Source organism: Xanthomonas arboricola pv. populi (assembly GCF_002939945.1).
GTDB lineage: Bacteria > Pseudomonadota > Gammaproteobacteria > Xanthomonadales > Xanthomonadaceae > Xanthomonas > Xanthomonas arboricola_A.
In genome coordinates this window covers 171,434-196,339 of sequence record NZ_MDEB01000004.1, presented here as the reverse complement: position 1 = coordinate 196,339, position 24,906 = coordinate 171,434, and the positions used below count along the sequence as shown (strand labels likewise).

At 66.4% G+C, this 24,906-nt stretch carries 23 protein-coding genes and 1 other RNA gene; 10 read left to right on the top strand and 14 right to left on the bottom strand.

Features of this window, described 5'->3' with window-relative positions:
• Positions 1-107: 107 nt before the first annotated feature.
• Positions 108-965: an IclR family transcriptional regulator domain-containing protein gene (locus tag XaplCFBP3123_RS13055; RefSeq protein ID WP_104534431.1), complete on the top strand. Its 858-nt coding sequence runs from the start codon at positions 108-110 to the stop codon at positions 963-965.
• Positions 966-981: 16 nt separating this feature from the next.
• On the opposite strand, the gene XaplCFBP3123_RS13050 is transcribed toward XaplCFBP3123_RS13055, so the two are convergent.
• From XaplCFBP3123_RS13050 to XaplCFBP3123_RS13010, 9 genes are all read right to left on the bottom strand, one after another.
• The gene (locus XaplCFBP3123_RS13050) at positions 982-1,908 is read right to left on the bottom strand and encodes an alpha/beta hydrolase (protein WP_104534430.1); all 927 of its coding nucleotides are present in this window, start codon (positions 1,906-1,908) and stop codon (positions 982-984) included.
• Between the two features lie 265 nt (positions 1,909-2,173).
• Positions 2,174-2,578, bottom strand: coding sequence for a 4-carboxymuconolactone decarboxylase (pcaC, locus tag XaplCFBP3123_RS13045; protein ID WP_104534429.1), 405 nt, complete (start codon positions 2,576-2,578; stop codon positions 2,174-2,176).
• 252 nt (positions 2,579-2,830) lie between these two features.
• Positions 2,831-3,619: a 3-oxoadipate enol-lactonase gene (gene pcaD / locus XaplCFBP3123_RS13040; protein ID WP_104534428.1), complete on the bottom strand. Its 789-nt coding sequence runs from the start codon at positions 3,617-3,619 to the stop codon at positions 2,831-2,833.
• A 10-nt stretch (positions 3,620-3,629) separates the two neighbouring features.
• Complete coding sequence (locus XaplCFBP3123_RS13035) at positions 3,630-5,012, bottom strand: 3-carboxy-cis,cis-muconate cycloisomerase (protein WP_429001630.1); 1,383 nt, start codon at positions 5,010-5,012, stop codon at positions 3,630-3,632.
• A 300-nt stretch (positions 5,013-5,312) separates the two neighbouring features.
• Positions 5,313-5,876, bottom strand: coding sequence for a protocatechuate 3,4-dioxygenase subunit alpha (pcaG, locus tag XaplCFBP3123_RS13030; RefSeq protein WP_104534426.1), 564 nt, complete (start codon positions 5,874-5,876; stop codon positions 5,313-5,315).
• 4 nt (positions 5,877-5,880) lie between these two features.
• A complete protein-coding gene (pcaH, locus tag XaplCFBP3123_RS13025) occupies positions 5,881-6,609 on the bottom strand; it encodes a protocatechuate 3,4-dioxygenase subunit beta (RefSeq protein WP_104534425.1) in 729 nt (242 codons plus the stop codon).
• Positions 6,610-6,693: 84 nt separating this feature from the next.
• Complete coding sequence (gene pcaF / locus XaplCFBP3123_RS13020) at positions 6,694-7,902, bottom strand: 3-oxoadipyl-CoA thiolase (RefSeq protein ID WP_104534424.1); 1,209 nt, start codon at positions 7,900-7,902, stop codon at positions 6,694-6,696.
• The gene (locus XaplCFBP3123_RS13015) at positions 7,899-8,687 is read right to left on the bottom strand and encodes a CoA-transferase subunit beta (protein WP_104534423.1); all 789 of its coding nucleotides are present in this window, start codon (positions 8,685-8,687) and stop codon (positions 7,899-7,901) included. Before XaplCFBP3123_RS13015 ends, pcaF begins: the two co-directional genes overlap by 4 nt.
• The gene (locus XaplCFBP3123_RS13010; protein ID WP_104534422.1) at positions 8,684-9,547 is read right to left on the bottom strand and encodes a CoA transferase subunit A; all 864 of its coding nucleotides are present in this window, start codon (positions 9,545-9,547) and stop codon (positions 8,684-8,686) included. Before XaplCFBP3123_RS13010 ends, XaplCFBP3123_RS13015 begins: the two co-directional genes overlap by 4 nt.
• 257 nt (positions 9,548-9,804) lie before the next feature.
• Here XaplCFBP3123_RS13010 and XaplCFBP3123_RS13005 point away from each other — a divergent pair, with 257 nt between their 5' ends.
• The 8 genes from XaplCFBP3123_RS13005 to glpK all read left to right on the top strand — a co-directional run bounded on the left by XaplCFBP3123_RS13005 (position 9,805) and on the right by glpK (position 18,041).
• Positions 9,805-10,881, top strand: coding sequence for an aromatic ring-hydroxylating dioxygenase subunit alpha (locus XaplCFBP3123_RS13005; RefSeq protein WP_104534421.1), 1,077 nt, complete (start codon positions 9,805-9,807; stop codon positions 10,879-10,881).
• Between the two features lie 20 nt (positions 10,882-10,901).
• Positions 10,902-11,705: a GntR family transcriptional regulator gene (locus XaplCFBP3123_RS13000; protein WP_104534420.1), complete on the top strand. Its 804-nt coding sequence runs from the start codon at positions 10,902-10,904 to the stop codon at positions 11,703-11,705.
• Complete coding sequence (locus XaplCFBP3123_RS12995) at positions 11,698-12,681, top strand: PDR/VanB family oxidoreductase (protein ID WP_104534419.1); 984 nt, start codon at positions 11,698-11,700, stop codon at positions 12,679-12,681. The genes XaplCFBP3123_RS13000 and XaplCFBP3123_RS12995 overlap by 8 nt, the downstream gene beginning before the upstream one ends.
• A gap of 59 nt (positions 12,682-12,740) precedes the next feature.
• Positions 12,741-12,818, top strand: a non-coding RNA gene (locus tag XaplCFBP3123_RS12990) — sX9 sRNA.
• 23 nt (positions 12,819-12,841) lie between these two features.
• Positions 12,842-13,669, top strand: coding sequence for a DeoR/GlpR family DNA-binding transcription regulator (locus tag XaplCFBP3123_RS12985; RefSeq protein WP_104534418.1), 828 nt, complete (start codon positions 12,842-12,844; stop codon positions 13,667-13,669).
• A 224-nt stretch (positions 13,670-13,893) separates the two neighbouring features.
• The gene (glpD, locus tag XaplCFBP3123_RS12980; protein WP_104534417.1) at positions 13,894-15,408 is read left to right on the top strand and encodes a glycerol-3-phosphate dehydrogenase; all 1,515 of its coding nucleotides are present in this window, start codon (positions 13,894-13,896) and stop codon (positions 15,406-15,408) included.
• Positions 15,409-15,585: 177 nt separating this feature from the next.
• Positions 15,586-16,407, top strand: coding sequence for an MIP/aquaporin family protein (locus XaplCFBP3123_RS12975; protein ID WP_104534416.1), 822 nt, complete (start codon positions 15,586-15,588; stop codon positions 16,405-16,407).
• Between the two features lie 134 nt (positions 16,408-16,541).
• A complete protein-coding gene (gene glpK / locus XaplCFBP3123_RS12970) occupies positions 16,542-18,041 on the top strand; it encodes a glycerol kinase GlpK (protein WP_104534577.1) in 1,500 nt (499 codons plus the stop codon).
• Positions 18,042-18,154: 113 nt separating this feature from the next.
• Here the strand turns inward: glpK and XaplCFBP3123_RS12965 are convergent, their stop codons facing one another.
• Together XaplCFBP3123_RS12965 and pobA are read right to left on the bottom strand one after the other, a co-directional pair.
• A complete protein-coding gene (locus XaplCFBP3123_RS12965) occupies positions 18,155-18,667 on the bottom strand; it encodes a nuclear transport factor 2 family protein (RefSeq protein WP_104534415.1) in 513 nt (170 codons plus the stop codon).
• Between the two features lie 260 nt (positions 18,668-18,927).
• On the bottom strand, positions 18,928-20,112 hold the full coding sequence (gene pobA, locus XaplCFBP3123_RS12960; protein ID WP_104534414.1) for a 4-hydroxybenzoate 3-monooxygenase: 1,185 nt from the start codon (positions 20,110-20,112) through the stop codon (positions 18,928-18,930).
• 97 nt (positions 20,113-20,209) lie between these two features.
• Between pobA and XaplCFBP3123_RS12955 the strand changes: the two genes are divergently transcribed.
• Positions 20,210-21,106, top strand: a complete 897-nt coding sequence (locus XaplCFBP3123_RS12955; protein WP_104534413.1) for a helix-turn-helix domain-containing protein — start codon at positions 20,210-20,212, stop codon at positions 21,104-21,106.
• Positions 21,107-21,532: 426 nt separating this feature from the next.
• Here XaplCFBP3123_RS12955 and XaplCFBP3123_RS12945 read toward each other — a convergent pair whose 3' ends face one another.
• The 3 genes from XaplCFBP3123_RS12945 to XaplCFBP3123_RS12935 are packed head-to-tail and all read right to left on the bottom strand — an operon-like array spanning position 21,533 to position 24,878.
• Complete coding sequence (locus XaplCFBP3123_RS12945) at positions 21,533-23,014, bottom strand: benzaldehyde dehydrogenase (protein WP_104534412.1); 1,482 nt, start codon at positions 23,012-23,014, stop codon at positions 21,533-21,535.
• A gap of 34 nt (positions 23,015-23,048) precedes the next feature.
• Entirely contained in the window at positions 23,049-23,816 is a 768-nt protein-coding gene (locus XaplCFBP3123_RS12940) for a coniferyl-alcohol dehydrogenase (protein ID WP_104534411.1), read from the bottom strand.
• 33 nt (positions 23,817-23,849) lie between these two features.
• Entirely contained in the window at positions 23,850-24,878 is a 1,029-nt protein-coding gene (locus XaplCFBP3123_RS12935; RefSeq protein ID WP_429001628.1) for a SphA family protein, read from the bottom strand.
• Between the last annotated feature and the right edge of the window lie 28 nt (positions 24,879-24,906).

Below are 24,906 nucleotides of genomic sequence, written 5' to 3'. Positions count from 1 at the left end.
TGCGGCAACCAGGGTGAAGCGCTTACATGTCCGGGCACAAGCTGCGACCGGGCGCATGCATCGGCGTGAGCGCTTACCATGCATGGACCCGTCCAGCCCGCGATCCGATGCCCGAGCCCGCCTCCAGCCGCCGCAAACGCCCCGCCGCCGTGGCCACCACCGGTAGCGAACGCGGCCTGCCGCATGAGTTGATGCAGCAGATCGCCGCGGCCCAGGGCGACCCGGACTTCATGACCTCGCTGGGCCGCGGGCTGGTGGTGCTGAGCGTGTTCGCCCAGCACGCGCGCGAGGTGACGATGTCGCAGATCAGCCTGGAGACCGGCATCTCGCGCGCGGCGGTGCGGCGGGTGCTGCATACCCTGGCCAGGCTGGGCTATGTCGGCGAGCAGGGCCGCGGCTACGTACTGCTGCCGCGCGTGCTGGGGATCGGCGGCGCCTATGCGGCGTCTTCGTCGATGACTGCGGCGGCGCAGCCGGTGCTGGACGGCCTGCGCGACCAGTTGCACGAATCCTGTTCGCTGGGTGTGCTGGACGGCGACGACCTGCTGTACGTGGCACGCGCGGAGACGGTGCGCATCATGTCGATCGGGCTGCGCCCGGGCACACGCCTGCCGGCCTACTGCACCTCGATGGGCCGCGTCCTGTTGGCCGCCCTGCCCGGCGACACCTTGCAGGCGTACCTGGAGCGCACCACGCTGCGCCCGCGTACCGACCGCACCGTGACCCAGGCCTCTGCACTGCTGGAAGTGCTGGCACGCACGCGCCGCGAAGGCATGTGCCTGACCGACCAGGAACTGGAAATCGGCCTGCGCTCGATCGCGGTGCCGGTGCGCAACCTGCGCGGCGAGGTGATCGCCGCGCTCAACATCGGCGCCCAGGCCGGGCGCGTGAGCCTGCAGACGATGCAGACGCTGCTGGAGCCGTTGAAGCAGGCGGCGCAGCGGCTGGGTGCGTTGTTGAGTTAGTGGGTGGCGGGCGTGCTCAGCGCGGCCGGCGCAGGAAGCTCACCACCGCATCCACCCAGGCCGCATGGGTGTCCTCGACGTGCGCCACGTGATCGGCGTGCGGCAGCGTGACCCAGCTGCGATCTTCGCTGCGCAGACGTGCGTACAGGTGGGCGTTGTCCGACTGGGTCGCGATGGGATCGTCGACACCACGCAGCAGCAATACCGGCAGCGTCGTCACCTGCTCGGGCTGGAAGGCGAACTGCTCCATCGCGCGCCAGTCGGTGCGCACCGGGTCGGCCGACACCGCCTGTGCCACATAGGCCGCACGCACGCCGGGCGGTGCGGCGTTGGCGGTGATGAAATCCTCGCCGGCCGCTGCGGCCGTGGTGCGCGCGCGCAATGGCTGCGCGGGCGCCGGGGTGGCGTCGGCAGCTGCGTCGACATCGTCCGGGAAGCCGTACAGCACCAGCGCCGACAGCGCCTGCGGATGTTGCTGGCCGAGCAGCAGCGCCACCCGCGCGCCATTGGAATAACCGAGCAACGCCGGCGGCGGCAGCTGCGGGTGCTGGCGGGCGACCCAGCTCAGCACCGCACTGACATCGGCCACTGCGCGCGCGGGCGTGTTCCAGCCGCTGCGATCGCGCGCGCTGCCGCCGTAGCCGCGCAGATCGACCGCATAGGCCGCATAACCGGCCTGCGCCAATGCCGCCAGCACCGAGCGCGCATCGCGCGGTTCGTCGGGAACCTGCAGATCGAAATTGGGCAACGCACTCCAAGTACGCCCATGCACCAGCAGGATCGCGCCGCGCGGCTGCGCCGGGACGCGCGACCACACTGCCAGCGTCTGGCCATCGTCGCTGCGCACCTGCGCCAGCTGGGTGCCGGGGCCGGGATGCGGTTGTGCCTGCAGCCCGGATGCGGTGAGCAGCAGCAAAAGCACACAGACGTTACGCAGCGGCATCGGCAACCTCGTGGGGAATGTCGTATGCGAACGGAACCGGTTGTCCGTTGACGCACGTCCATCATCCCGCCGTCGCTGGATGATGTCATCACCGGCTGGCGTGCATACGGCGCCGCCGGCTTGCAACCAGGGGCATTGCGTCTGCATTCTTGCCGCCGCATGCGATGCTGGACGACCAGGGCGTGCCTACCTAACCGGTCGCATTGCATTGCCGCATGGCGCGTCAGCGCAGCGCGCCTGCTGCATTCGTGTGCAGCCGTGGCCGTCAGCCTTCGCGCACCGGCTCTTCTTCGCCTGCCTGCTCTTCGAGGATGGGTTTGGCCAGCGCAAAGGCATGGTTGGCGGCAGGCACGCCGCAATAGACCGCGGCTTGCAGCAACACTTCCTTGATTTGCTCGGGCGCGACGCCGTTGTTGCGCGCGGCGCGCACGTGCAGCTTGAATTCCTCGTCGTGGCCCAGCGCCACCATCATCGCCAGGGTGAGCAGCGAGCGGGTGTGCGCGGGCAGTCCATCGCGGGTCCAGATGGTGCCCCAGGCATAGCGGGTGATCAGCGCCTGGAACTCGTCGGTGAACTCGGTACGTGCGGCCAGCGAGCGCTCGACATGCGCATCGCCCAGGACGCGTCGGCGCTCGCGCAAACCCGCCTGGTAACGCTCGTCTTCCTGCATCGGAATCTCTCCTGAGTGGGAATGGGGAATGGGGAATGGGGAATCGGGAATCGGGAATCGGGTGCTGGCGGCGATCGCAGGACAAGCGCTGGGATCAGGTGCATTGGTCGCGATTGACATCGCCGACAACAGGCAGGCGGCCGTGGCCAGCGGGGCGCAGATACAGCGCATGAGCGGTAATGCCGAGCGCCGTGCGTGCCGGATCGAGGTACCGGCTCCACGCACCCGGCAGCTGCCTGGCCGGGTGGAGGATCACACGTGGTCGGCCTGCAGAAAGCCCAGCACGCTGTCGTTGAACGCGGCCGGCGACTCCAGGTTGCAGATATGCCGGCCCGGCACCTGTGCGTAGTGGCCGTGCGGGGCCGCGTAGGCGATCTCGCGCAGATCGGCCGGCGGACAGACCGGGTCGTCGTCGCCGGCCAGTGCGAGCAGCGGCAGTTCCAGCGCGTCCAGCGCGCCACGGAAGTCGGCGTCGGCCACCGCCTGACAGCAGGCGATATAGCCCTGCGGCGATGTCGATACGAAGGCGGCCACGATCATGTCCAGGCGCTGCGCATGGCTGATCGCAAATGCCGGCGTGAACCAGCGCTGCAAGGTGGCATCGACCAGCTCCTGCAAGCCTTCGCTGCGCACCTGTTCGATGCGCGCGTTCCAGTTGTCGACGCTGCCGATCTTCTGCGCAGTGGCGCACACCACCAGCCGGCGCAGGCGCTGCGGCGCATGCAGGCCCAGCCATTGCCCGGTGAGCCCGCCGATCGACAGACCGCAGAAGTCGCTTTGCGCGATCTGCAATGCATCCCACAGCGCCAGCACGTCCTGGCCCAGGTCGGCAACGCGATACGGGCCCGACGGCGTATCCGAATCGCCATGGCCGCGGCGGTCGTAGCGCAGGATGCGGTAATGCGGCGCAAACGCGGCGATCTGCACGTCCCACATGTGCAGGTCGGTGCCCAGCGAGTTGCAGAAGGTCAACCAGGGGCGACCTTCGGTGCCGTCGAGGCGGTAATGCAGGCGATGCGTGGGCAACTGGAGATAAGCCATCGGAGCACCGTTAGCGAGATGAAGAATCGGCCAGCACGCGGTCGATCCAGACCGAGGACATGCCGCGCCAGCTGTCCACATCGAACACCGCCTGCAGTTGCGCCTGCGTGAGTACCGCGCTCACCTGCGCGTCATCGCCCAGCACCTCCCGCAGATGGCGTTGCTGCGCCTGTGCGCGCACCACCGCCTGTTCGACCAGCGCATGCGCCTGCGGCTTGCCGAGCTGCGCTGCGAGCGCCAACACCGCCGCTTCGGCATACAGCACGCCGCCATGGCTGTGCAGGTGCGCGCGCATGGCCTCGCGATCCAGCTGCAGGTCGGCCAGGCAGCCTTGCATCTGCGCCAGGCTGCCGGCAGTCAGGCACACGATCTGCGGCAATGTCTCCCATTCGGCATGCCATTGCCCGGCGGCGCGTTCATGCGGCTGCGCCATCGCGCTGAACAAGGTCGCGACCAGGCCGGGCACGCGTGTGGCAGCAGCAACCGCGGCGACGCTGGACACCGGATTGCGCTTGTGCGGCATCGCCGAGGAGCCGCCCTTGCCGTCCGCGGCCGGCTCGAACACTTCGCCGACTTCCGACTGCATCAGCAGCACCACGTCGCCACCGATCTTGCCCAGGGTGCCGGCCAGCAGGCCAAACGCACAGCCGACCTCGACGAAGCGATCGCGTGCGGTATGCCACGGCAACGCGGGCAACGGCAACGCCAGCGTCGTTGCCAGTGCTTGGGCGACATCGAGGCCGCGCTCCTGCAACGACGCCAGCGTGCCGGCCGCACCCCCGAACTGCAGCACCAGCCCATCCCGCCGCAAGGCCTGCAGGCGGTGTTGCGCGCGCTGCAGCGCATCCAGCCAACCGGCGACCTTGAGCCCAAGGGTGACCGGCACCGCCTGCTGCAACAGGGTACGCCCAGGCAAGCCGGTGTTGCGTTCGCGCGCGGCCAGCGCGGCCAGCGCGGCGCACAGGCCTTGCAGGCGCGGCAGCAGCAGGTCGAGCGCGGCGCGCAGCTGCAGCACCGTGCCGGTATCGATGACGTCCTGGCTGGTGGCACCCCAGTGCACCCAGCGCGCGGCCTGCGCATCGTGGGCGGCCACGCGTGCGGTCAGCGCCTTGACCAGTGGAATGGCGGGATTGCCGGCGAGTGCGGTGGCCTGGGCCAACGCGGCCAGATCGTAATGCTGCACATCGCAGGCAATGGCAATGGCATGCGCGGCCCCGGCGGGAATCACGCCGCACTGCGCCTGTGCGCGGGCGAGCGCGGATTCGAATTGCAGCATCGCTTGCACGCGCGCCGCGTCATCGAACAACGCGTCGCAGGCGGGCTCGCCAAACAAGGATCCCAACAGGGAAGACGTCGCAGTCATGCATGGCCTCTGGTGGCGTGCCGGCAGCATGGCACCGATGTGCGGGAGTGCCAACTGGTGTCTGCCATGGCGCGTGGTCCGCACACGCGGTCATCGGGGCCGGGATTGGCCATGCGCGGTGTAGTGCATGTTTCGCCCCTGCGCGTGTCGCTGCGGGTCACGGCATCGCACACGGGTACCACGCACTCACGATGGATCGCCGATGGCATCGCGCGCCGGCATGTGCTTGCTCGGCGCGCGGCGATAGGTGCGCAGCATCTGCACGCAGGTACAGGCGTGCTGCTCACGCGGACACATCCATGCATGGCAACCCCAGCACTGACGATGCGCTCAATAGTTGAAGAACACGGTTTCCGCATCGCCCTGCATATGGATGTCCCACACGTAGTCGCCGCCACCGCGCGATTGGGCCAGCAGCGTGCTGCGGCGCTCGGCAGGCACCAGGGCCAGGAGGGGGTCGCTGCCCAGCTGCGGATCGTCGGCGAAGTACAGCCGCGTCGACACACCGCGCAACAGCCCGCGCATGAAGACCAGCACGGTCAGATGCGCTGCCTGCAGCTTGCCATCCGGGCCGGCGACCTGGCCTGGCTTGACGGTGCTGAAGGAAAAACGCCCCTGCGCGTCGGTCGGCACGCGGCCCCAGCCATCGAAGCCGGGATCGTGCGCCTGGCAGCGGGCATCGGCGGCATGCGCATAGATGCCGGCCGCATCGGCCTGCCACAGTTCCAGCACCGCGTCGGCCACTGGGCTGCCGGCGCCGTCGAAGACGCAGCCACTGACCCGCACGTGGGTTCCCGCAGCCTGTGCAGGAGCCAGTTGCTCGCGATACAGCGGCTCCAGCCCCAGCCGGTAGTAAGGGCCGACGGTTTGCGACGGTGTCGTGTACAGGCTCATCGATTCACTCCCAGACCGTTTGCTTGCGACCGCGCAACACGATGTCGAAGCGGTAGGCCAGCGCATATTCGCTCACCGCGTTTTCCCAGTCGAAGCTGGACACCATGCGTTCGCGCGCCTGCGCATCGTCCACGCAGTTGTAGATCGGGTCGTGCGCCAGCAACGGGTCGCCGGGGAAGTACATCTGGGTGATCAGCCGCTGTCCGATGCCATCGCCATGCAGCGAAAAATGGATATGCGCCGGCCGCCAGGCGTTGTAGTGATTGCGCCACGGGTACGCGCCCGGCTTGATGGTCTTGAACGCGTAGCGGCCGTGGTCGTCGGTGAGCACCTGGCCGGTGCCGCGGAAGTTGGGGTCCAGCGGTGCATCATGCCGATCGCCGGCATGTTGATAACGGCCGGCGGCATTGCATTGCCACACTTCCACCACGCTGTTGCGCACCGGCTTGCCGTTTTCGTCGAGCACGCGCCCGGACACGATGATGCGCTCGCCCAACGGCTCGCCCGCAAAGCCGGCAGTGAGATCGGCGGCATGCTCGCCCAGGGTGAGCCGATTCAATTGCGGTCCGGTGACTTCCGACAGCGTGGCCGGGATATCGATCGGCGCGCGCGTGGGGCCGCGCAATGCGGTGGATGCGTAGGGCAGATGCAGGTAGGCCGGCTGCGAGCCGATCCGCGGCCGGCGATAGCCGAGCAGCGGATCGATTGGCGTGTCAGACGTGGGATCGCGCATGCTGCATCTCCATCGGTCGCTCTACGGCGGGGGCGAGAACACTGTGGGCGTGCGGTAACGGCAGTAGTGGTTGCACCAGGCGCATTACACGCGCTCGATCGCCAGCGCCACGCCCTGCCCGACCCCGATGCACATGCTGGCCAGACCAAGCCGCCCGTTGCCCGCTTCCAGTTGCCGCAACAAGGTCAACGCCAGCCGCGCGCCACTCATGCCCAGGGGATGACCCAGCGCGATGGCGCCGCCATTGGCGTTGACGTGTGCGGCATCGTCGGCCAGGCCGAACGCGCGCGTGCAGGCCAGCGCCTGCGCGGCGAAGGCTTCGTTGAGTTCGATCGCATCGAACTGCTCGATGGTCAGGCCCAGCCGCGCCAACAGGCGCTGCGTGGCTGGCACCGGGCCAATGCCCATGTAGGCCGGCTCCACACCGGCAGAGGCGAAACCGAGCACGCGTGCGCGTGGCGTCAACCCGTGCGTCCGTACCGCCTGAGCGGAGGCCAGCAGCACGGCGGCAGCACCATCGTTGAGACCGGACGCATTGCCGGCCGTCACCGTGCCGGGCTGGCGGAACACCGGCTTGAGCTTGGCCAGCATCTCGGCGGTGGTGTTGGCGCGCGGGTGCTCGTCGCGATCGACAATGAGCGCCTCGCCCCCCTTGCGTCCAGGCACGGTCACCGGGACGATTTCTCCATCGAAGAAACCAGCTGCCTGTGCAACGGCTGTGCGTTGCTGGCTGCGCAGTGCAAAAGCATCTTGATCCTGGCGCGCGACGGCATGACGCTGCGCAACGTTTTCGGCAGTTTCGCCCATCAGTTCCACGCCGTACTGGGCTTGCATGCGCGGATTGACGAAGCGCCAGCCCATGGTGGTGTCTTCCAGCTGCTGGGTACGTGCGAAGGCGCTTTCGGCCTTGCCCATCACCCACGGCGCACGTGACATCGATTCGACACCGCCTGCAATCGCAAGCCCCAGTTCGTCTGCACGGATGCCGCGCGCCACCGTGCCGATTGCATCCAGCCCGGAACCGCACAGGCGATTGAGCGTGCTGCCCGGCACCGAACTGGGCAACCCCGCCAGCAGCAGACTCATGCGCGCGACATTGCGATTGTCTTCGCCGGCCTGGTTTGCGCAGCCCAGATACACGTCTTCGATCAGCGCCGGATCCAGTTGCGGATTACGTGCCATCAACGCGGCGATCGGTATCGCGCCCAGGTCGTCGGCACGCACGCCGGCCAGTGCACCGCCGTAGCGGCCGATCGGCGTGCGGATGCCGTCGACCAGATAGACCTCGCTCATGCCTCGGCTCCGGCTGCCTGCTTGCCATGCGCTGCGTCGGTACGTGCCTGCAGCGCGCGCAGTGCCTGCAATTCCGCAGCGCTGGGCGGGGTGGTCTGCGCCAGATCGTCGGCGAAGCGGATCGGCCAGCCAGTGGCCGCGCTCACCTGTTCGCGGGTGGTGCCTGGATGCAAGGTGGTGACGGTGAGTTCACGGGTCAGGGGGTCGGGCTCCATCACGCACAGGTCGGTGACGACCACGGTGGGGCCGGCACCGGGCAGGCCGGCACGTTGCCGCGCGTCGCCACCGTCCAGATGCCCGACCGTGGTGACGAAGTCCAGCGTGGGCACGAAGCTGCGTGTGGATTGGCGAATGATGATGAACACCTGTCTGGCGCTGGCCGCGATCTCCGGCGCACCGCCGGCGCCGGGTAGCCGCGTTTTTGGCGCGTCGTACGGGCCGATCACCGTGGTGTTGAGGTTGGCATGGCGATCGATCTGCGCCGCGCCCAGAAAGCCCACGTCCACGCGACCACCCTGCAGCCAGTAGCGGAAGATCTCCGGCGTGGAGACCACGGTGTCGGCGGTTTCGGCCAGTTCGCCGTCGCCGATCGACAACGGCAGCACCTCCGGACGCGCGCCGATCGGCCCGGATTCGTAGATCAGGGTGACATCCGGCGCATGCGTCAGCCGCGCCAGGTTGGCGGCGGTGGATGGCAGGCCGATGCCGACGAAACACACCGCGCCATCGGGCAGGCGACGCGCAGCCGCCACGGTCATCATCTCGTTGGTGCTGTAGTCGCTCATGCGGCCACCTGCAGCAGCGAGTGCGCGTGCACGCGCTGGAAGGCTGCAAAGTCCTCGGTGTCGAGAATGTGCGCCTGGATCCAGGCCTGGAAGCGTGCGCGGTCGCGGGCGATCGCATCCCAGGCTAGATAGAAGCGATTGTCGCGGGCGTAATAGCCATGCGCGTACGACGGCGCCGCGCCACCGGGCACGTGGCAGACCGCATCGACCACCCAGCGCGGCAGGATGCAGGCGTTGGGCGGCGCCTCCAGCGTGTCGACGATCTCTTCCACTGTCACGATCACCTTGCGCGCGGCCAGCGCGGCCTCTTTTTGCACGCCCAGGATGCCCCACAGCAGCACGTTGCCGCGGCGGTCGGCCTGTTGCGCATGGATCACGGTGACATCGGGGTTGACTGCCGGCGTGGTGGCCAGCGTCTCGCCGGTGTACGGGCATTGCAGGAACTTGATGCTGTCGTTGACGCGCGGCAGGTCCGAGCCGACATAACCGCGCAGCACCGCAAACGGCAGGCCCGATGCCCCGGCCACGTATGCATTGGCCATGTCGGCATGGCTGTGTTCGCGGATCTGCAGCGGTTGCGGCCAGGCATGTTCGACCGCATCGCGCAGCCGGTGCAACGAGCCGACGCCGGGATTGCCGCCCCAGGAAAACCGCAATGCCGACGCGCAGCCGGCGCCGATCAGCTGGTCGTAGATCAGGTCCGGGGTCATGCGCACCAGGTGCAGGCCGCGCTTGCGCTGGCGGATCACCTCATGGCCGGCCGCATGCGGAATCAGATGGGTGAAGCCTTCCATCGCGACGCAGTCGCCGTCTGAGATCAACTGGGACACCGCTTCTGAAAGGGAGACGATCTGGGCCATGGCTTAGGGTCCTGCGCAGCGAGCGTGCCGTCACGTTAGGCGCAGCTGCACAGCCCGGTCAATGCGATTATCGGTGTACACATTCGATAATCGCACAATTTCGATAGGCGACTGACGCTTCAACATTGTCTCCGGTGTATACATAACTTCGCTTGCAAGCAGACGCCAGCGCCGGCATGCGCGTCAACTGGTCGCCAGCCGGCACACCGCTGCCGGTCCGCACCCCAGGTTGTATACAAACCCCAGGAGCCACGGTCATGTCCCAGTCCAAGCAGCTGTTTCCCCTCAACGCGTGGTACGCCGTCGCCTGGGACCACGAGATCAAGCACGCGCTGACCCCGCGCAAGGTCTGCAACCTGGATGTGGTGGTCTATCGCACCACTGCCGGGGCGGTGATCGCGCTCGAAGATGCGTGTTGGCATCGCCTGGTGCCGCTGTCGATGGGCAAGCTGCGCGGCGACGATCTGGTGTGCGGTTATCACGGGCTGGTCTACAACAGCCAGGGCCGCTGCGTGCACATGCCCTCGCAGGAGACCATCAATCCCTCCGCGTGCGTGCGCAATTTTCCGGTGGCCGAGAAGCATCGCTATGTGTGGATCTGGCCAGGCGACCCGGCGCAGGCCGACACCCGCCTGATTCCCGATCTGCATTGGGCGCACGACCCGGCCTGGGCCGGCGATGGCCGCACCATCTATGCCAAGTGCGACTACCGGCTGGTGCTGGACAACCTGATGGACCTGACCCACGAGACCTTCGTGCATGGCTCCAGCATCGGCCAGGACGAGATCGCCGAAGCGCCGTTCGAGGTGATGCATGGCGACCGCTCGGTGGTGGTGTCGCGCTGGATGCGCAATATCGACGCGCCGCCGTTCTGGGCCAGCCAGATCGCGCGCCATCTGGATTACCGCGGCAAGGTCGATCGCTGGCAGATCATCCGCTTCGAAGCGCCCGGCACCATCGCCATCGACGTGGGTGTGGCCATCGCCGGCACCGGTGCGCCGGAGGGCGATCGCAGCCAGGGCGTCAACGGCTACGTGCTCAATACCATCACGCCCGAAACCGACACCACCTGTCACTACTTCTGGGCGTTCATGCGCAACTACGCGCTGCACGATCAGTCCCTGACCACGCTGACCCGTGCAGGCGTCACCGGCGTGTTCGGCGAGGACGAGGCGGTGCTGGAAGCGCAGCAGCGCGCCATCGACGCGCATCCGGATCACACCTTCTACAACCTCAATGTCGATGCCGGCGGGATGTGGGCGCGCCGTGTGATCGATCGGCTGATCACACAAGAGCAGCGCGCGCAGGAACTGTCGCTGCGCATGGTGGGCTAGGCACCGCGCCGGAGGTCCGCATGTCACCCACCACCCCGTTTCGCAGCAGTGCCGCGCAGACCACGCGCGCGCTGCTGTCGCTACGCGAACTGATACTCGACGGTACCCTGCCGGCCGGCGCGCGGCTGTCCGAGCTGGCGGTCGTGCAGCGGCTGGGCATGTCGCGCACCCCTGTGCGCGCCGCGTTGCAGCGGCTGTGCGAAGAAGGCCTGGCCAGCGCATTGCCGGGCGGCGGCTATGCGGTGCAGGCCTTCAGCGAACGCGATGTGCACGATGCGATCGAACTGCGCGGCACGCTCGAAGGCCTGGCCGCGCGCATGGCGGCCGAACGCGGAGCGTCCGCCGCGTCGCTGGCCCAGGCACGCCAGTTGCTGGACACCCTCGACCGCATCGTCGGCTCGCCGCTGCACGCCATCGACTTCAGCGCGTACGTGCAGGCCAACGCGCAGTTCCACGCGTTGCTGGTGGCCATGGCCGGCAGCGATGTCCTGGGCCGTGAGCTCACCCGCGTGCTGCAGCTGCCGTTCGCCTCGCCCAACAGTCTGGTCATGGCGCAGACCACCAGCGCCGAGGCGCGACTGATCCTGACCCTGGCGCAGGACCAGCACCGCGAGATCATCGCCGCCATCGAAGACCGCCAGGGCACGCGTGCCGAAGCGCTGATGCGCGAACACGCACGGCTGGCCCATCGCAATCTGCGCCACGCGCTGCAAACCCCGGCGGCGATCACCCAGGTGCGCGGTGGCGCCTTGATCGGCCGCGCCCATACATCCAACGCTGGCAGCAGCCAGCACACCCTTCTGCCCGGAGTTCCCCATGCGTAAAGACACCCAGTGGCACCGCGCCCACGTCGTCAGCATTGCCGATGCCTGCGAAGGCGTACGCGAAATCGTGCTGGATCCCGGCACCGCGGCGCGCGGCTTCGAGGTCGGCAGCCATCTGGATTTTCGCGTGCAGTTGCATGGCCGCGCCGATGTGCGCTCGTACTCGCTGGTGGGCGAACCGCGTGCCGATGGCCATTACCAGATCGCGGTGCGGCAAATGCCCGACAGCCGCGGCGGCTCGCGGCATATGTGGACGCTGCAGCCCGGCGATGTGGTGGAGATCTCCCCGCCCAGCAATAACTTCGCGCTGGATGAAGGCGGCGAGGAGATCCTGCTGATTGCCGGCGGGATCGGCATCACCCCGATCATCGGCATGGCGCAGCGGCTGGCGCGCCGCCACCGCGCGTTCCGCCTGCTCTATGCCGGCCGCACGCGCAGTGCGATGGCCTATGTCGACGAACTGGAAGCGCTGCTCGGCGAGCGTTTGCAACTGCAATGCGACGACAGCGCTGGCCCGCCGGATCTTGCCGCCGAGCTGGCACGCCTGTCGCCCAATGCCGAGGTGTATGTGTGCGGGCCGCTGGGCATGCTCGAAGCGGTGCGTCAGCACTGGCACGCCGCCGGGCGTTCGCGTGCGCGACTGCATTTCGAAACCTTCGGCAATAGCGGGCGGGTGCCGGCGCAGGCGTTCGTGGTCAAGCTGCCCGGGCTCGGCCTGGAAGTGCCGGTGGCCGAGAACGAATCGATGCTGGATGCCCTGGCCGATGCCGGGGTGGAACTGATCGCCGAATGCCGGCGTGGCGAATGCGGGCTGTGCGCGGTCGAGGTACTGGACAGCGCCGCCGATATCGATCACCGCGATGTGTTCCTCAGCGACGAACAGCGCCGCGAGAACCGCAAGCTGTGCGCCTGCGTCTCGCGCGCAGTGGGCGGCAGCATCAGCATCGATACCGGCTACCGCGGCGAGCTGGGCTGAGAGCGCGTCAAAACTGCTACGCCAACCATCAGGCAGGCGCGGCCGGCGCTCGCTGCGGCGTGTGCCACTCGCACACTGCGGTTTCTGCGCGTGCCGTCCACGCCCATCTGACGACTGCTCGCTACGGCTTGCAAGCAGCCGTGTTTGCATCCTCACGCACATGCGCGATCATCTGCGCATGGAGTCGACTCACTACAGGACGATCCCGGCGCCGGCGCTCAACCCGCGTCAGGAACAATTGGTGGCATTGGTGCGGCAGCAGGGCTTCGCCGAGGTGGAAGGGCTGGCGACGCGCTTCGAGGTGACGCCGCAGACCATCCGTCGCGATCTGACCCTGCTGTGCGATGCCGGCGTGCTGCGCCGCTACCACGGCGGCGTCAGCATGCCTTCGAGCGTGGAAAACCTGGCCTACACCGCGCGCAAGGCGCTGCAGGCGCGCGAGAAGCAGCATATCGCCGCGCAGGTCGCCCGCTTCATTCCCGACGATGCCTCGTTATTCATCAACCTGGGCACCACCAACGAAGAGGTCGCGCGTGCCTTGCTGCAGCATCGCGGCCTGCGCGTGATCACCAACAACCTCAACGTGGCGGTGATGCTCAGCGCCAACCCCAGCTTCGAGGTGATCGTGGCCGGCGGCGTGGTGCGCGGGCGCGACCAGGGCGTAACCGGCGAGGCGACGGTGGAGCTGATCCGGCAGTTCAAGGTGGACTTCGGGGTGATCGGCATTTCCGGCATCGATCTGGACGGCACCTTGCTGGATTTCGACTACCAGGAAGTGCGTGTGGCGCAGGCCATCATCGAGCACTCGCGGCAGGTGCTGCTGGCCGCCGATCACAGCAAGTTCGGCCGCAACGCCATGGTGCGACTGGGCGCGATCGCCCAGGTGCACGACTGGTTCACCGACCGGCCGCCGCCGCAGGAGCTGGCTGCAGTGCTGGCCGAGGCCGGCACCCGCGTGCATCTGGCCAAGCCTGGCGACGCCGGCTGAGCCGATTGTTCGTTTTTGTGCGTTTACGGTGCGAACAGACCATTTGGATCGCCTCAAACGATCTACTCAGGCGATCGAAATCCTGGCTTCAATAGCTTTTCAACGTCGCAGACGCTTGAAGCTCAGGACTCACGGCTCTTCACGTTCCGAAAAGGTGTGATGTTCGAATATGTTCGAACATGACAACTTGGGTTCGCTCTAGGCGCGCCCGGACGGAGACACCGATGGGCGAGACATACGATCTTCTGGTGATAGGCGGCGGCATCAACGGGGTCGGCATCGCCCGCGATGCGGCCGGGCGCGGCCTGTCGGTGTGCCTGTGCGAGCAGGACGATCTGGCCGCACATACCAGTAGCGCCAGCACCAAGCTCATTCACGGCGGCCTGCGCTACCTGGAGCAATACGAGTTCGCGCTGGTCGGCAAGGCGCTTGCCGAGCGCGAAGTGCTGCTGCGGCTGGCCCCTCACATCATCTGGCCGTTACGCTTCCTGCTGCCGCACCAGCCGCACCTGCGCCCTGCCTGGATGATCCGCGCCGGCCTGTTCCTGTACGACCATCTCGGCGGCAGCAAGCGCAGTCTGCCGCGCTCGCGCCGGCTGTCGCTGCGCACGCACCCGGTCGGCCAGCCGCTGCAGGAATCGCTGCGCACCGGCTTCGTCTACTCCGATGCCTGGGTGCAGGACGCGCGCCTGGTGGTGCTCAATGCGATGGATGCCGCCAGGCGTGGCGCGCACATCCATACCCGCACGCGCTGCGTCGGTGCCTGGCGCGATGCGGGCTTCTGGTATGCCGAACTGGAACACCGCGATGGCCACCGTCGCACCGTGCAGGCGCGCGCGCTGGCCAATGCGGCCGGCCCGTGGGCGGTGTCGTTCCTGGACAAGGTCGCCGCGGTGCCGCACAAACATGCGCTGCGCCTGGTCAAGGGCAGCCACATCGTGGTGCCCAAATTGTTCGACCACGATCACGCGTACATCTTCCAGCAACCGGATCGGCGCATTGTGTTCGCCATCCCCTACGAGCACGACTTCACCCTGATCGGCACCACCGACGTGGATTACCAGGCCGACCCCGCCGCGCCCAGCATCGATGCGGCCGAGGTGCAGTACCTGTGCGAGGCGGTGAACCTGTATTTCCAGCAGCAGATCAGCCCCGCCGATGTGGTGTGGAGCTATAGCGGCGTGCGCCCGCTGCTCGACGATGCCGAAGACAACGCCGCCGAAGTCACCCGCGACTATCAGCTGGAAGTGCTCAACGAAGGCGCACCGTTGCTCAACGTGTTCGGCGGCAAGCTGACCACGTATCGCAAGCTGGCCGAAGAAGGGGTCGATCGCCTGACCCAGGCCTTGGGCGCGCGCAAGCCGGCATGGACCGCGCGTGGCGATGCATTGCCCGGCGGCGAACAACGCGATATCGCCAGCCTGCTCGAGCGCGTGCGCGACGCGCGCCCGTGGCTGCCGGCGCCCACCGCACACCGGCTGGTGCGCAACTACGGCACCTGTGCGGAGCAACTGCTGGGCCAGGCGCAGGACATCGCCGCCTTGGGCACGCACTTCGGTGCCGATCTGTATCAGGCCGAGGTGGATTACCTGCGCGCACATGAGTGGGCCGTGACCGCCGACGACATCCTGTGGCGCCGCAGCAAACTCGGCCTGCGCATCGACGCGGCCGGGCGCGAGCGCCTGGAGGCGTATCTGCAGACGCAATCGAGCCGGCAGGCGGACGTCGTGTCGGCCTGATCGAACCGCGTTGCCGGCGAGGACGGGTCGCGCGGCAACGTATCCTGGCGCATTCGCCGCATCATCCTGAGTCACGTGGAGGGCACCCCTGATGAGTATTACCGAAGACCCCTGCGCGCCGATGCGCGCCTCGCATCCCCCTGTCTGCGTCGTCGCCATCGGCACGAGGTCGCGCGCATGAGTCGCCAACTCGTGGGTGAGCTGATCTCCGAAGCGGTAGCGATGTTCATCATCATCGCGCTCGGCGATTCGGTCGCGGCGATGTACATCCTCTACGATCCCAGCCCATATCAGAACGCCTATTGGGGCGTGTGCATCGCCTGGGGCCTGGCGGTGACGCTGGCGATCTATGTCACCGGGTCGGTGTCAGGCACGCATGCCAATCCGGCGGTGACGCTGGCGCTGGCGCTGTTCCGCGGTTTCTCCTGGAAGAAGGTGCTGCCGTACTGGGGCGCGCAGGTGATCGGTGCGTTTCTGGGCGCGGCCATCGTCTACCAGATGTACGGCCCGGTCATCGACCACTACAACCAGGTGCAGCAGCTCACCCGCGAAGCCGGCGGCGCCGCCGGGGTGTTCTTCACCGCACCCGGCCTTGCGGTCACGCCGATGCATGCGCTGGTCGACCAGATCATCATCGCCGCGTTCCTGATCTTCGGCATCTTCGCCATCACCGAACAGTTCAACGAAGCCGCGCCGACCGCCAACTCCGGCGCGCTGATGATCGGCCTGCTGGTGGCGACGCTGGGCGCATCGATGGGGTATCTGGAAGCCTGGGCGATGAATCCGGCGCGCGACTTCGGCCCGCGTTTGTTCGCCTACCTTGCCGGTTGGGGCGAGGCCGCGTTGCCGGCCAAGGACAATTACTGGTGGATTCCCATCGTCGGCCCGTTGATCGGCGGTCCCATCGGCGCGCTCGCCTACCAGTGGTTGATCCTGCCGTTCCTGCCGGCGCGCGTGCGCCATCTGCAGGGCGGCAAACCACCGCTCGATCCGCGCTGATCGCACTGCTGCACGACTGACAGCACAGCGCCGCTGCCGGGCAGGCCTTGAGTTCCATCGGCCTGTAGAGCAGGGGCGTGCACTGCCCACTTTCTCGCCGTGCGCCAGCGCCGGCCTTGCTGAAGGAATATCCGATGGAAAAGCAATACGTCCTTGCGATCGATCAAGGCACCACCAGCTCGCGCGCGATGCTGTTCGACCGCAACGGCAAAGTGGCTGGCGTGGCCCAGCGCGAGTTCGGCCAGATTTTTCCGCAGCCGGGCTGGGTGGAACACAATCCGCGCGAGATCATGACCAGCGTCTACACCACCATCACCGAGCTGCTCAACAATGCGCAGATCGATGCGCGTTCGATCGCCGGCATCGGCATCACCAACCAGCGCGAAACCGCAGTGGTGTGGGACAGGGCCACCGGCCAGCCGATCTACAACGCCATCGTGTGGCAATCGCGGCAGACCAAGGACATCTGCACCCAGCTCAAGGAAGCCGGGCACGAGCAGATGGTGCGCGACAAGACCGGGTTACTCATCGATGCGTATTTTTCCGGCACCAAGGTCAAGTGGATTCTCGATCACGTCGAAGGCGCACGCGAACGCGCACGCAAGGGAGAGCTGGCCTTCGGCACCATCGACAGCTGGCTGATCTGGAATCTCACCGGCGGCAAGGTGCACGTCACCGACTACACCAATGCCTCGCGCACGTTGATGTACAACATCCACACGCTGGAATGGGACGCCGAACTGCTGGCGATGCTCGACGTGCCGAAGGAGATGCTGCCGGAGGTGCGCTCGTCCAGCGAAATCTACGGCATGACCCAGACCCAGTATTTCTACGGCGAGCAGGTGCCGATCGCGGGGATCGCCGGCGATCAGCAGGCCGCCCTGTTCGGCCAGGCCTGCTTCGAGCCGGGCATGGCCAAGAACACCTACGGCACCGGCTGCTTTGCGCTGATGAATACCGGCGACAAGGCGGTTGCGTCCAAGGCAGGCCTGTTGACCACGATCGCCTGGGGTATCGACGGCAAGGTCGAATATGCGCTGGAAGGCTCGATCTTCGTTGCCGGCTCGGTGGTGCAATGGCTGCGCGACGGCCTGCGCATGTTCGGCAAGGCCAGCGACTCGCAGGCCTATGCCGAACGTGCCGGCGACAACGATGGGGTGTATCTGGTACCGGCCTTCGTCGGCCTGGGCGCGCCGTATTGGCGCAGCGATATCCGTGGTGCAGTGTTCGGACTGACCCGCGGCACCACCAAGGAACACTTCGTGCGCGCAGCGGTCGAATCGATGGCGTACCAGACCCGCGACGTGTTCACTGCGATGCAGGCCGATTCGGGCATCGAGCTGAAGGAACTGCGCGCCGACGGCGGCGCGATCGCCAACGACTTCATGGCGCAGTTCCAGAGCGACATGCTCAACGTGCCGGTACTGCGCCCGGAAGTGGCCGAAACCACCGCGCTCGGCGCGGCTTATCTGGCCGGTCTGGCAACCGGGTTCTGGAGCAGCCGCGAAGAGATCGCTAAGCAGTGGGCAGTGGATCGGCGCTTCGCGCCGACCATGGCCGACGACAAGCGCGAGCAGCTCTATGCCGGCTGGCAGCAGGCGGTGGAAGCGACGATGGGCTTCCGCATCAGCTGACAGCTGCGCTCAAACGACTGCGCCCACCATCCGGTGGGCGCAAGGTTATGACAGCTACGCGCATGGACGACGCACGCAGGACGGCACTGTGCAGCCCTGCAGTGATGCCGCAATTACTGGCCGCCGGTATTGGCGCGGCCGGCAATCGTGTCCGGATCCCAGTGTTCCTTGATCAGGCCTTTTTCGATACGGAACATGTCGAACCACGTGGTGGTGTAGGTGGTGCCCGGCTTGTTCGGATTGGGCAAGGTGCGCACCGACACCAGCGTCACAAGATCGCCGTCGGCCGTAATGGCCACCAACGGCAACTGCACGCGCGGCTGCACCGGCGTCGGCTTCACGAACGCGGTCAGGAAGGCAATGAACGCATCGCGGCCGTTCGCCACATTCGGGTTGTGCTGGATGTAGTTCTTGTCCATGTACATCGGCGCGTACTGCACCTGGCCTGCTTCGAACACGGTGCGCCAGAAATCGTAGACCAGCCGCTTGTTGGCGGTTTCATACCAGGTGGAGCCGAGCAGCATCTTCTGGTGGTTGGGATTTTCAGTTACTGCGGTCTGCGCGAACGCAGCCACCGGCGCCACCAGCATGACCAGTAGCAAGGCGCGGGAGAACAGGGTTTTCATGGAGCACTCCTGGGTGGAGACGGGCACTGCGCTCGCTGAGGACGCCAGCACGATGCGCCGCTGATTGGGGGATGACGCGTCCTTGCACACAACGATTTCTACGCGTCGCCGCCAGCCTACCGACCGGGTCCGCTCGCCCGCTAGCCGCCCTGGAGTGAACCAGGGCACTTCCGGCATTGGTGGTAATCGGCAGGTAACCGCTGAAGTCGATGTTCTCTCGCGCACGCACGAGGCATGTCCGGCAGCGTCCATGGCTGCGCTCAATCAGGCAGCTCCACCAGCGGCAGGCCGGCATAGTTTTCGGCCAGGGTGGTGCGCCCTGCGTCGCTGCCCAGCAGATAATCCAGTTCAGCGGCATGAATGCGTGCGGTGAACGCGTCCTGGTCGTCGAAGGTATGCAGCAAGGTGGTCATCCACCATGAAAACCGTTCGGCCTTCCAGACGCGCCGCAGCGCCAGCGCCGAGTACTGTTGCAGCACCTCGGCATCGCCACGTACGTTCCAGCGCTCGAACAATTGCGCGAGCAGACCGACATCGGCAAGTGCCAGATTCAAGCCCTTGGCACCGGTCGGCGGCACGATATGCGCCGCATCGCCGGCCAGGAACAGGCGCCCGTACTGCATGGGTTCGGCGACGAAGCTACGCAACGGCGCAATGCTCTTTTCGATCGATGGCCCGGTGACCAGTTGCGCAGCCAACGTCTCGGGCAGCCGCGCACGCAACTCATCCCAGAACGCCTGATCGCTCCATGCCTGTACCTGCGCATCGGCCGGCACCTGCACGTAATAGCGCGTGCGTGTGGGCGAGCGCATCGAACACAGCGCAAACCCGCGCGGATGACGTGCGTAGATCAGCTCATCGTGCACTGGCGGTGTGTCGGCAAGCACGCCCAGCCATCCGAACGGATACACACGCTCGAACAGGCGCAGCCGCTCGGGCGGGATGCTCGCGCGGCTGATGCCATGGAAGCCGTCGCAGCCGACGATATAGTCGCAGTCGATGCGCTGACACCCGCCGTCGTGGCTGAATTCCACCGCGGGTGCGTCGCTGTCGACTCCGCACAGCGTCACGTCCTGCGCGCTGTAGTACGTCGGCGCAGCGCTGCGCGCACGTGCCTGCATCAGATCGGCGGTGACCTCGGTCTGGCCGTAGACGGTGACGCCACGCCCGCAGCCGCGCAACAGATCGATGCGCTCACGCTGGCCGTCCAGCGACAGTTCGAAGCCGTGATGCGGCAAGCCTTCGCGCTGCAGGCGCTCGCCGACGCCTGCGCGCTGCAGCAGCTCCACACTGCCCTGCTCCAGCACGCCGGCACGAATGCGGCCGAGCACATGCTCCGGTGTCTGCCGCTCGATCATGACGGTGTCGATACCGGCGCGCAGCAACAACTCGCCAAGTAGCAGGCCGGAGGGACCTGCGCCGATGATCGCAATCTGGGTTCGCATGCACTGCTCCTGCCTCAGCCGGCTGATACAGCCAGTGTCGGTAGCCAAGCCTGCGCTTTGAAGGGATGATTGCGCGCAGTGCTTGGACTTTTCAACGATGCCCCCACACACAACCGACATTGCTGCAGCCACCCATGTTCCGGCCTTCGGTCTGTACGGCGAGCACGATGCCGACGCGCCGGAGTTATTGCACTGGGAGTCGATCGCCGCACGTAGCCGGTTGCATGATTGGCATATCGTGCCGCACCGCCACGAAGACCTGGCGCAGCTGCTCTACGTGCAGCGCGGGCCGGCGACGCTGCAGCTGGATGGCCGCAGCCAGCGCGTGCGCGGCGCAACCGTGGTGTGGCTGCCACCGTTATGCGTGCACGGCTTCGGATTCGATCCACAGGTGCGCGGACACATCATCACCTTGTGCATGCCGTTGGTGCGCAGTGCGCTGAGCTGTGCACCCTTGCTGCAGCGCGCATTGGCGGCGCCTTTGGTATTGCAAGTCAATCGATCACGCGCATTGCTCGACGTGTTGTTCGCCACCATCGCCATCGATCACGCGCGCCAGCGCATCGGCCACGAGGCCGCGCTGCAGGCGGCTGCGACGCAGCTGTTGATCTGGACCGCCCGCACCGCACTGGAACGCGCACAAGATGCAGCTGCGGTAAGCCCACAGGCCGATCCGGCATTGCGCCATCTCCGCGGCTATCAGGCCTTGATCGACCAGCACTACCGTGCGCATTGGCCAATCTCCCGCTATGCCGAACGCCTGGGCCTGACTCCGGGCCATCTCAACGCGTTGTGCCAGCGACTGGCCGGCGCCTCGGCACTGCAATTACTGCAGCGCCGGATCATGCTCGAAGCACGACGCAGCCTGCGCTACACCGGCCTGAGCGTGCAGCAGATCGCCGCCAGCCTTGGATTTTTCGACGCTGCGTACTTCAGCCGCTACTTCGCCCGCCACGCAGGCTGCTCGCCGACGCAATTCCGCGCTGGCGAGTAAGAGCGGCTGACAAAAACTCCTGAAGCTCAAGCCCTCGATCGCCTTGAAAAGTGATGAAAGGTGCGGATGCGTCGGTCGCAGAGTGGCAGATCTGTGACTCGGTTGCAGGGCCCCTGCCCACCCACCATCGCGGGAAACGCCGCAAGTACGTCCCTGTTGCGGCATCCATGCCGCGTAAGGTCCCGCGACGGCGCGCGGGCAAGAGCCAGTCGGGATGGTCGGTATGCATGGTTTTCAACAAAGCAACCAGCACACTGTCTGATGCGGTGTCCTTGCCGGTTGCGGGACCGTGTGGCGGCATGGATGCCGCCACCGAGCCCCCGGGGACGGGTTCACGGCGTGTCCCGCAAGCGGTGAGGGCACCGCGCACTCGACGCTGCGAGGTTTGCTGCAGGGCCATTGGCTCAGTCGATTGCCCCACGTCGGTCAGAACGGGTACTGCGGCACTTCGTTCTTGATGGTCAACCACTGCCAGTGGGTGTACTGCTCCCAATCGGCCGGTCCGCCGACACTGGTGCCGTTGCCCGACGCACCGGTACCGCCGAAGGGATTGATGACTTCATCGACCACGGTCTGATCGTTGATGTGCAACAGGCCGATATGGAGCTTGTCGCCCAAGCTCATCGCGCGCGACACCGACGCCGACAGGATGCCTGCAGCCAGACCGTACTCACCGTGGTTGGCCAGTTCCGCAGCTTCTTCGTCGGTGTCGAACACGCTGATGTTGATCACCGGGCCGAAGACTTCCTCGTCGAATGCACGCATGCCCGGACGCACGTTGGACAACACCGTCGGCGCATAGAACAGGCCTTCGTTGCTGGCACCGGCTTCCACCACCGCACCGGCAGCGACGCTGTCGTCCACGATATCGATCACGCGCTGCAGCTGGCGCTGGTCGATGATCGGACCCAGTGCCACCGTACCGCTGACCGGATCGCCGACCGGCAGGTGCCTGGCTTTTTCGGCCAGCCGCTGGGTGAATGCATCGGCAATCCCGCGCTGGACCAGCACGCGGCCGGTGGCCATGCAGATCTGTCCTTGATGCATGTAGGCGCCGAAAGCTACTGCAGATGCCGCCTTGTCCAGATCGGCGTCGTCGAGCACGATCACCGCGTTGTTGCCGCCCAGCTCAAGCGAGACCTTCTTCAAGTGCCGGCCAGCGATCTCGCCGATGCGCCGGCCCGCGGCGGTTGAACCGGTAAAGGCAATCATCGGTACATCCGGTGATTCGACCAGCGCCTGACCGATGGCTGCGTCGCCGTGCAGCACATGCAGCAAGCCCTTGGGCAGGCCGGCTTCTTCCAGCACCTGCGCGATGACCACGCCACCGGTGTACGGCGTACGTGGATCGGGCTTGATCACCACCGCATTGCCCATGGCCAGCGCCGGTGCGACCGAGCGCAGCGACAGAATCAATGGAAAATTGAACGGGGAAATCACCGCGATCACACCCAGTGGCAAATGCCGCGCCAGGCTGAGTTGCCCGGCTGCCGTCGGCAGCGCCTGTCCCATCGCCTGCAGCGGCATGCCGGCAGCCTGCTGATACAACACCACGGCCTCGTTCACTTCGCGCTCGGCCTTGGGCAGGATGCCGCCGGTCTCGCGCGCAATCAGCAAGGCCGCTTCCGCACTGCGCGCCTGCATCAACTGCGCGGCACGGTGGAAGACGGCGGCACGTTCGCGCGGCCCGGTGGCGGCCCACGCACGCTGCGCTTTTTTGGCCTGCGCCACCGCTACGGCGACATCGGCCAAGTCGGCTTTGCCGACCTCGTGCAGCAACCGGCCAGTGGCCGGCTCGACGATTTCCAGGGTGCCGCCATTGCCGGGCACCCATTCGCCATTGAAGATGCAGCCATGCCACGCCGGAGTCGTGGGCGCGGATACTGCGGTGGTGGGGAGAGCATTCATGGTCTAGCCTCCTGCTAAGGACAGTTGTGGGGGTTTATAGCGTGGTGGATGCCAGCCCACCGTCGACCGGCAGGGTGATGCCGTTGATCCAGCGCGCAGCATCGGAGGCGAGAAAGACGATGGCCTCGGCCACTTCGTCGGCGTACGCCGGTCGTGTCATGCGCGTGGCATCGTCCTTGACGCGCTCCTCGCCGAGCATGGTGACGAAATCGCCAAGAATCGGCGTAAACACCGGTCCCGGCGAAACGTTGTTGACGCGCACGCCGTGCTCGGCAAACCAGGGCCGCGACTGCAGCAGGGTCCACACGATCAAGGCTTCCTTGAAGTATTGGTAGCAGGTGTCGTGCGTCACCGGATGCGCCTGCAACCATGCAGTGCCGGCCGCGAAGCTGTCGGTAGCGGCCAGTTGCTTGTGCAGCTCCAGGCGCTGCGGCCATTCGGCACCCAGAATGGAGGCCACGTTGATGATGGACCCGCCGGGAGTCATGCGCGGCAGCAGCGCCTGGCTTAAATGACGCAGGCCCAGATAGTTGACGCGTGCCACCAGTTCCAGCGGTGCGGTACCGGGTACGCCAGCCACGTTGGCCAGCGCGTCGATGCGCTCGGGCAATGCCTTTACCAGCACATCGATGGACGCCGGATCGCCCAGATCGGCCTGGTGGAACCCATGCAGCGACATCTGCACCGGCGTGCGATCGATGCCGATCACCTTGGCGCCATGGAAACGGGCCAGGCGCGCGACTTCGGCACCGATGCCCGACGCCACGCCGGTGACCACGATCGTCTTGTTCTGCAAATTCATTGCCACTCTCCGAAGAGGCCGACTGCGCCGGCGCTAGAACACATGGACGTACTGCAGGTTGACATTGGTGCCGGAGGCCGCGTTCTTGACCTCCACCGGCAGATACACATTGGCAAACAGCATGTTGTTGGCATCCATCCGCCACACACCGCCGGGGCCGGCATAGAACACGCGTTGGCGGGTGTCGGCCACGCGCTGCCCATTGGTGCGGTTGTCGCGGAACTGGGTGAGGTAATAGGCATTCACGCCGAGGCGGATGGCGGGTGCCACGTCCCAGGAGGTGGCGACGTTGATCCAGCCCGCATCGCCGGCCTGGCCGTTGCGGAACTCAACACCCGGCGGCAGGTTTGGACGCCGCTCGCTGCGGAAGTTGTAGATGTAGTTGATGCGTGCGCTGACTTCCCAGTTGGCCGTCGGGAACACGGTGAATGCATATTGCGGCACCAGCGACCAGTAGCCGGCGCCCTGATTGAGATCGCGATCGCGGTCGAACTTGCCGATCGGCGCGATCGCATCGATTTCGAAGCGCTGCGAAAACACCGGCCTGCCATTGCGGATCACCGGCAGCATCTGCAGATAAGGCCCAAAGGTCAGGTCGCCCACGCCGGCGCCGTTGTCGCGCAAGGTGGCAATGCTGTTGGGCCCGAACGAGGCATCCAGATTGATCAGCGGTAGCAGCGTGTTGATGCCCAGTGCGCCGCCAAAAAGCTTGTACGGCGTGACATAGGCGACCTGGGTCAGCAGCAGCGTCGAATCGATGCGTGGGCGGTCGAACACCGGCACGTCGTTGCCGCGGGAATCCTTGATCGCATCCAGTGAGCTCTGACGCAGATAGGTGATCACCGCCCAGCCGGGCGTGGTGCGCGTGAAGCCATCCAGATAGCTGGTACCGCCGGTATTGATGCCGTTGGTCAGCGTCGTACTCTGCGGCAGGTTTTGTGCGCCGGCCGTGCCGACAGCAAGCAGCGACACCATACCAAGCGCTGCGCGGCGCAGCGCCGACGCACGGGAAGACACCCCAGACAGGACCGATCGATAGTTCACTGCAAACATCTCCGGCATTGGGAGGGACAGCGGGAACTGCGGCGGG

What these genes read in the sequence shown, in the direction of transcription:
- XaplCFBP3123_RS13055 (WP_104534431.1), top strand. Translation starts at nt 108, where the DNA reads ATGCCCGAGCCCGCCTCCAGCCGCCGCAAACGCCCCGCCGCCGTGGCC.
- XaplCFBP3123_RS13050 (WP_104534430.1), bottom strand. Translation starts at nt 1,908, where the DNA reads ATGCCGCTGCGTAACGTCTGTGTGCTTTTGCTGCTGCTCACCGCATCC.
- pcaC (WP_104534429.1), bottom strand. Translation starts at nt 2,578, where the DNA reads ATGCAGGAAGACGAGCGTTACCAGGCGGGTTTGCGCGAGCGCCGACGC.
- pcaD (WP_104534428.1), bottom strand. Translation starts at nt 3,619, where the DNA reads ATGGCTTATCTCCAGTTGCCCACGCATCGCCTGCATTACCGCCTCGAC.
- XaplCFBP3123_RS13035 (WP_429001630.1), bottom strand. Translation starts at nt 5,012, where the DNA reads ATGCTGCCGGCACGCCACCAGAGGCCATGCATGACTGCGACGTCTTCC.
- pcaG (WP_104534426.1), bottom strand. Translation starts at nt 5,876, where the DNA reads ATGAGCCTGTACACGACACCGTCGCAAACCGTCGGCCCTTACTACCGG.
- pcaH (WP_104534425.1), bottom strand. Translation starts at nt 6,609, where the DNA reads ATGCGCGATCCCACGTCTGACACGCCAATCGATCCGCTGCTCGGCTAT.
- pcaF (WP_104534424.1), bottom strand. Translation starts at nt 7,902, where the DNA reads ATGAGCGAGGTCTATCTGGTCGACGGCATCCGCACGCCGATCGGCCGC.
- XaplCFBP3123_RS13015 (WP_104534423.1), bottom strand. Translation starts at nt 8,687, where the DNA reads ATGAGCGACTACAGCACCAACGAGATGATGACCGTGGCGGCTGCGCGT.
- XaplCFBP3123_RS13010 (WP_104534422.1), bottom strand. Translation starts at nt 9,547, where the DNA reads ATGGCCCAGATCGTCTCCCTTTCAGAAGCGGTGTCCCAGTTGATCTCA.
- XaplCFBP3123_RS13005 (WP_104534421.1), top strand. Translation starts at nt 9,805, where the DNA reads ATGTCCCAGTCCAAGCAGCTGTTTCCCCTCAACGCGTGGTACGCCGTC.
- XaplCFBP3123_RS13000 (WP_104534420.1), top strand. Translation starts at nt 10,902, where the DNA reads ATGTCACCCACCACCCCGTTTCGCAGCAGTGCCGCGCAGACCACGCGC.
- XaplCFBP3123_RS12995 (WP_104534419.1), top strand. Translation starts at nt 11,698, where the DNA reads ATGCGTAAAGACACCCAGTGGCACCGCGCCCACGTCGTCAGCATTGCC.
- XaplCFBP3123_RS12985 (WP_104534418.1), top strand. Translation starts at nt 12,842, where the DNA reads ATGCGCGATCATCTGCGCATGGAGTCGACTCACTACAGGACGATCCCG.
- glpD (WP_104534417.1), top strand. Translation starts at nt 13,894, where the DNA reads ATGGGCGAGACATACGATCTTCTGGTGATAGGCGGCGGCATCAACGGG.
- XaplCFBP3123_RS12975 (WP_104534416.1), top strand. Translation starts at nt 15,586, where the DNA reads ATGAGTCGCCAACTCGTGGGTGAGCTGATCTCCGAAGCGGTAGCGATG.
- glpK (WP_104534577.1), top strand. Translation starts at nt 16,542, where the DNA reads ATGGAAAAGCAATACGTCCTTGCGATCGATCAAGGCACCACCAGCTCG.
- XaplCFBP3123_RS12965 (WP_104534415.1), bottom strand. Translation starts at nt 18,667, where the DNA reads ATGAAAACCCTGTTCTCCCGCGCCTTGCTACTGGTCATGCTGGTGGCG.
- pobA (WP_104534414.1), bottom strand. Translation starts at nt 20,112, where the DNA reads ATGCGAACCCAGATTGCGATCATCGGCGCAGGTCCCTCCGGCCTGCTA.
- XaplCFBP3123_RS12955 (WP_104534413.1), top strand. Translation starts at nt 20,210, where the DNA reads ATGCCCCCACACACAACCGACATTGCTGCAGCCACCCATGTTCCGGCC.
- XaplCFBP3123_RS12945 (WP_104534412.1), bottom strand. Translation starts at nt 23,014, where the DNA reads ATGAATGCTCTCCCCACCACCGCAGTATCCGCGCCCACGACTCCGGCG.
- XaplCFBP3123_RS12940 (WP_104534411.1), bottom strand. Translation starts at nt 23,816, where the DNA reads ATGAATTTGCAGAACAAGACGATCGTGGTCACCGGCGTGGCGTCGGGC.
- XaplCFBP3123_RS12935 (WP_429001628.1), bottom strand. Translation starts at nt 24,878, where the DNA reads ATGCCGGAGATGTTTGCAGTGAACTATCGATCGGTCCTGTCTGGGGTG.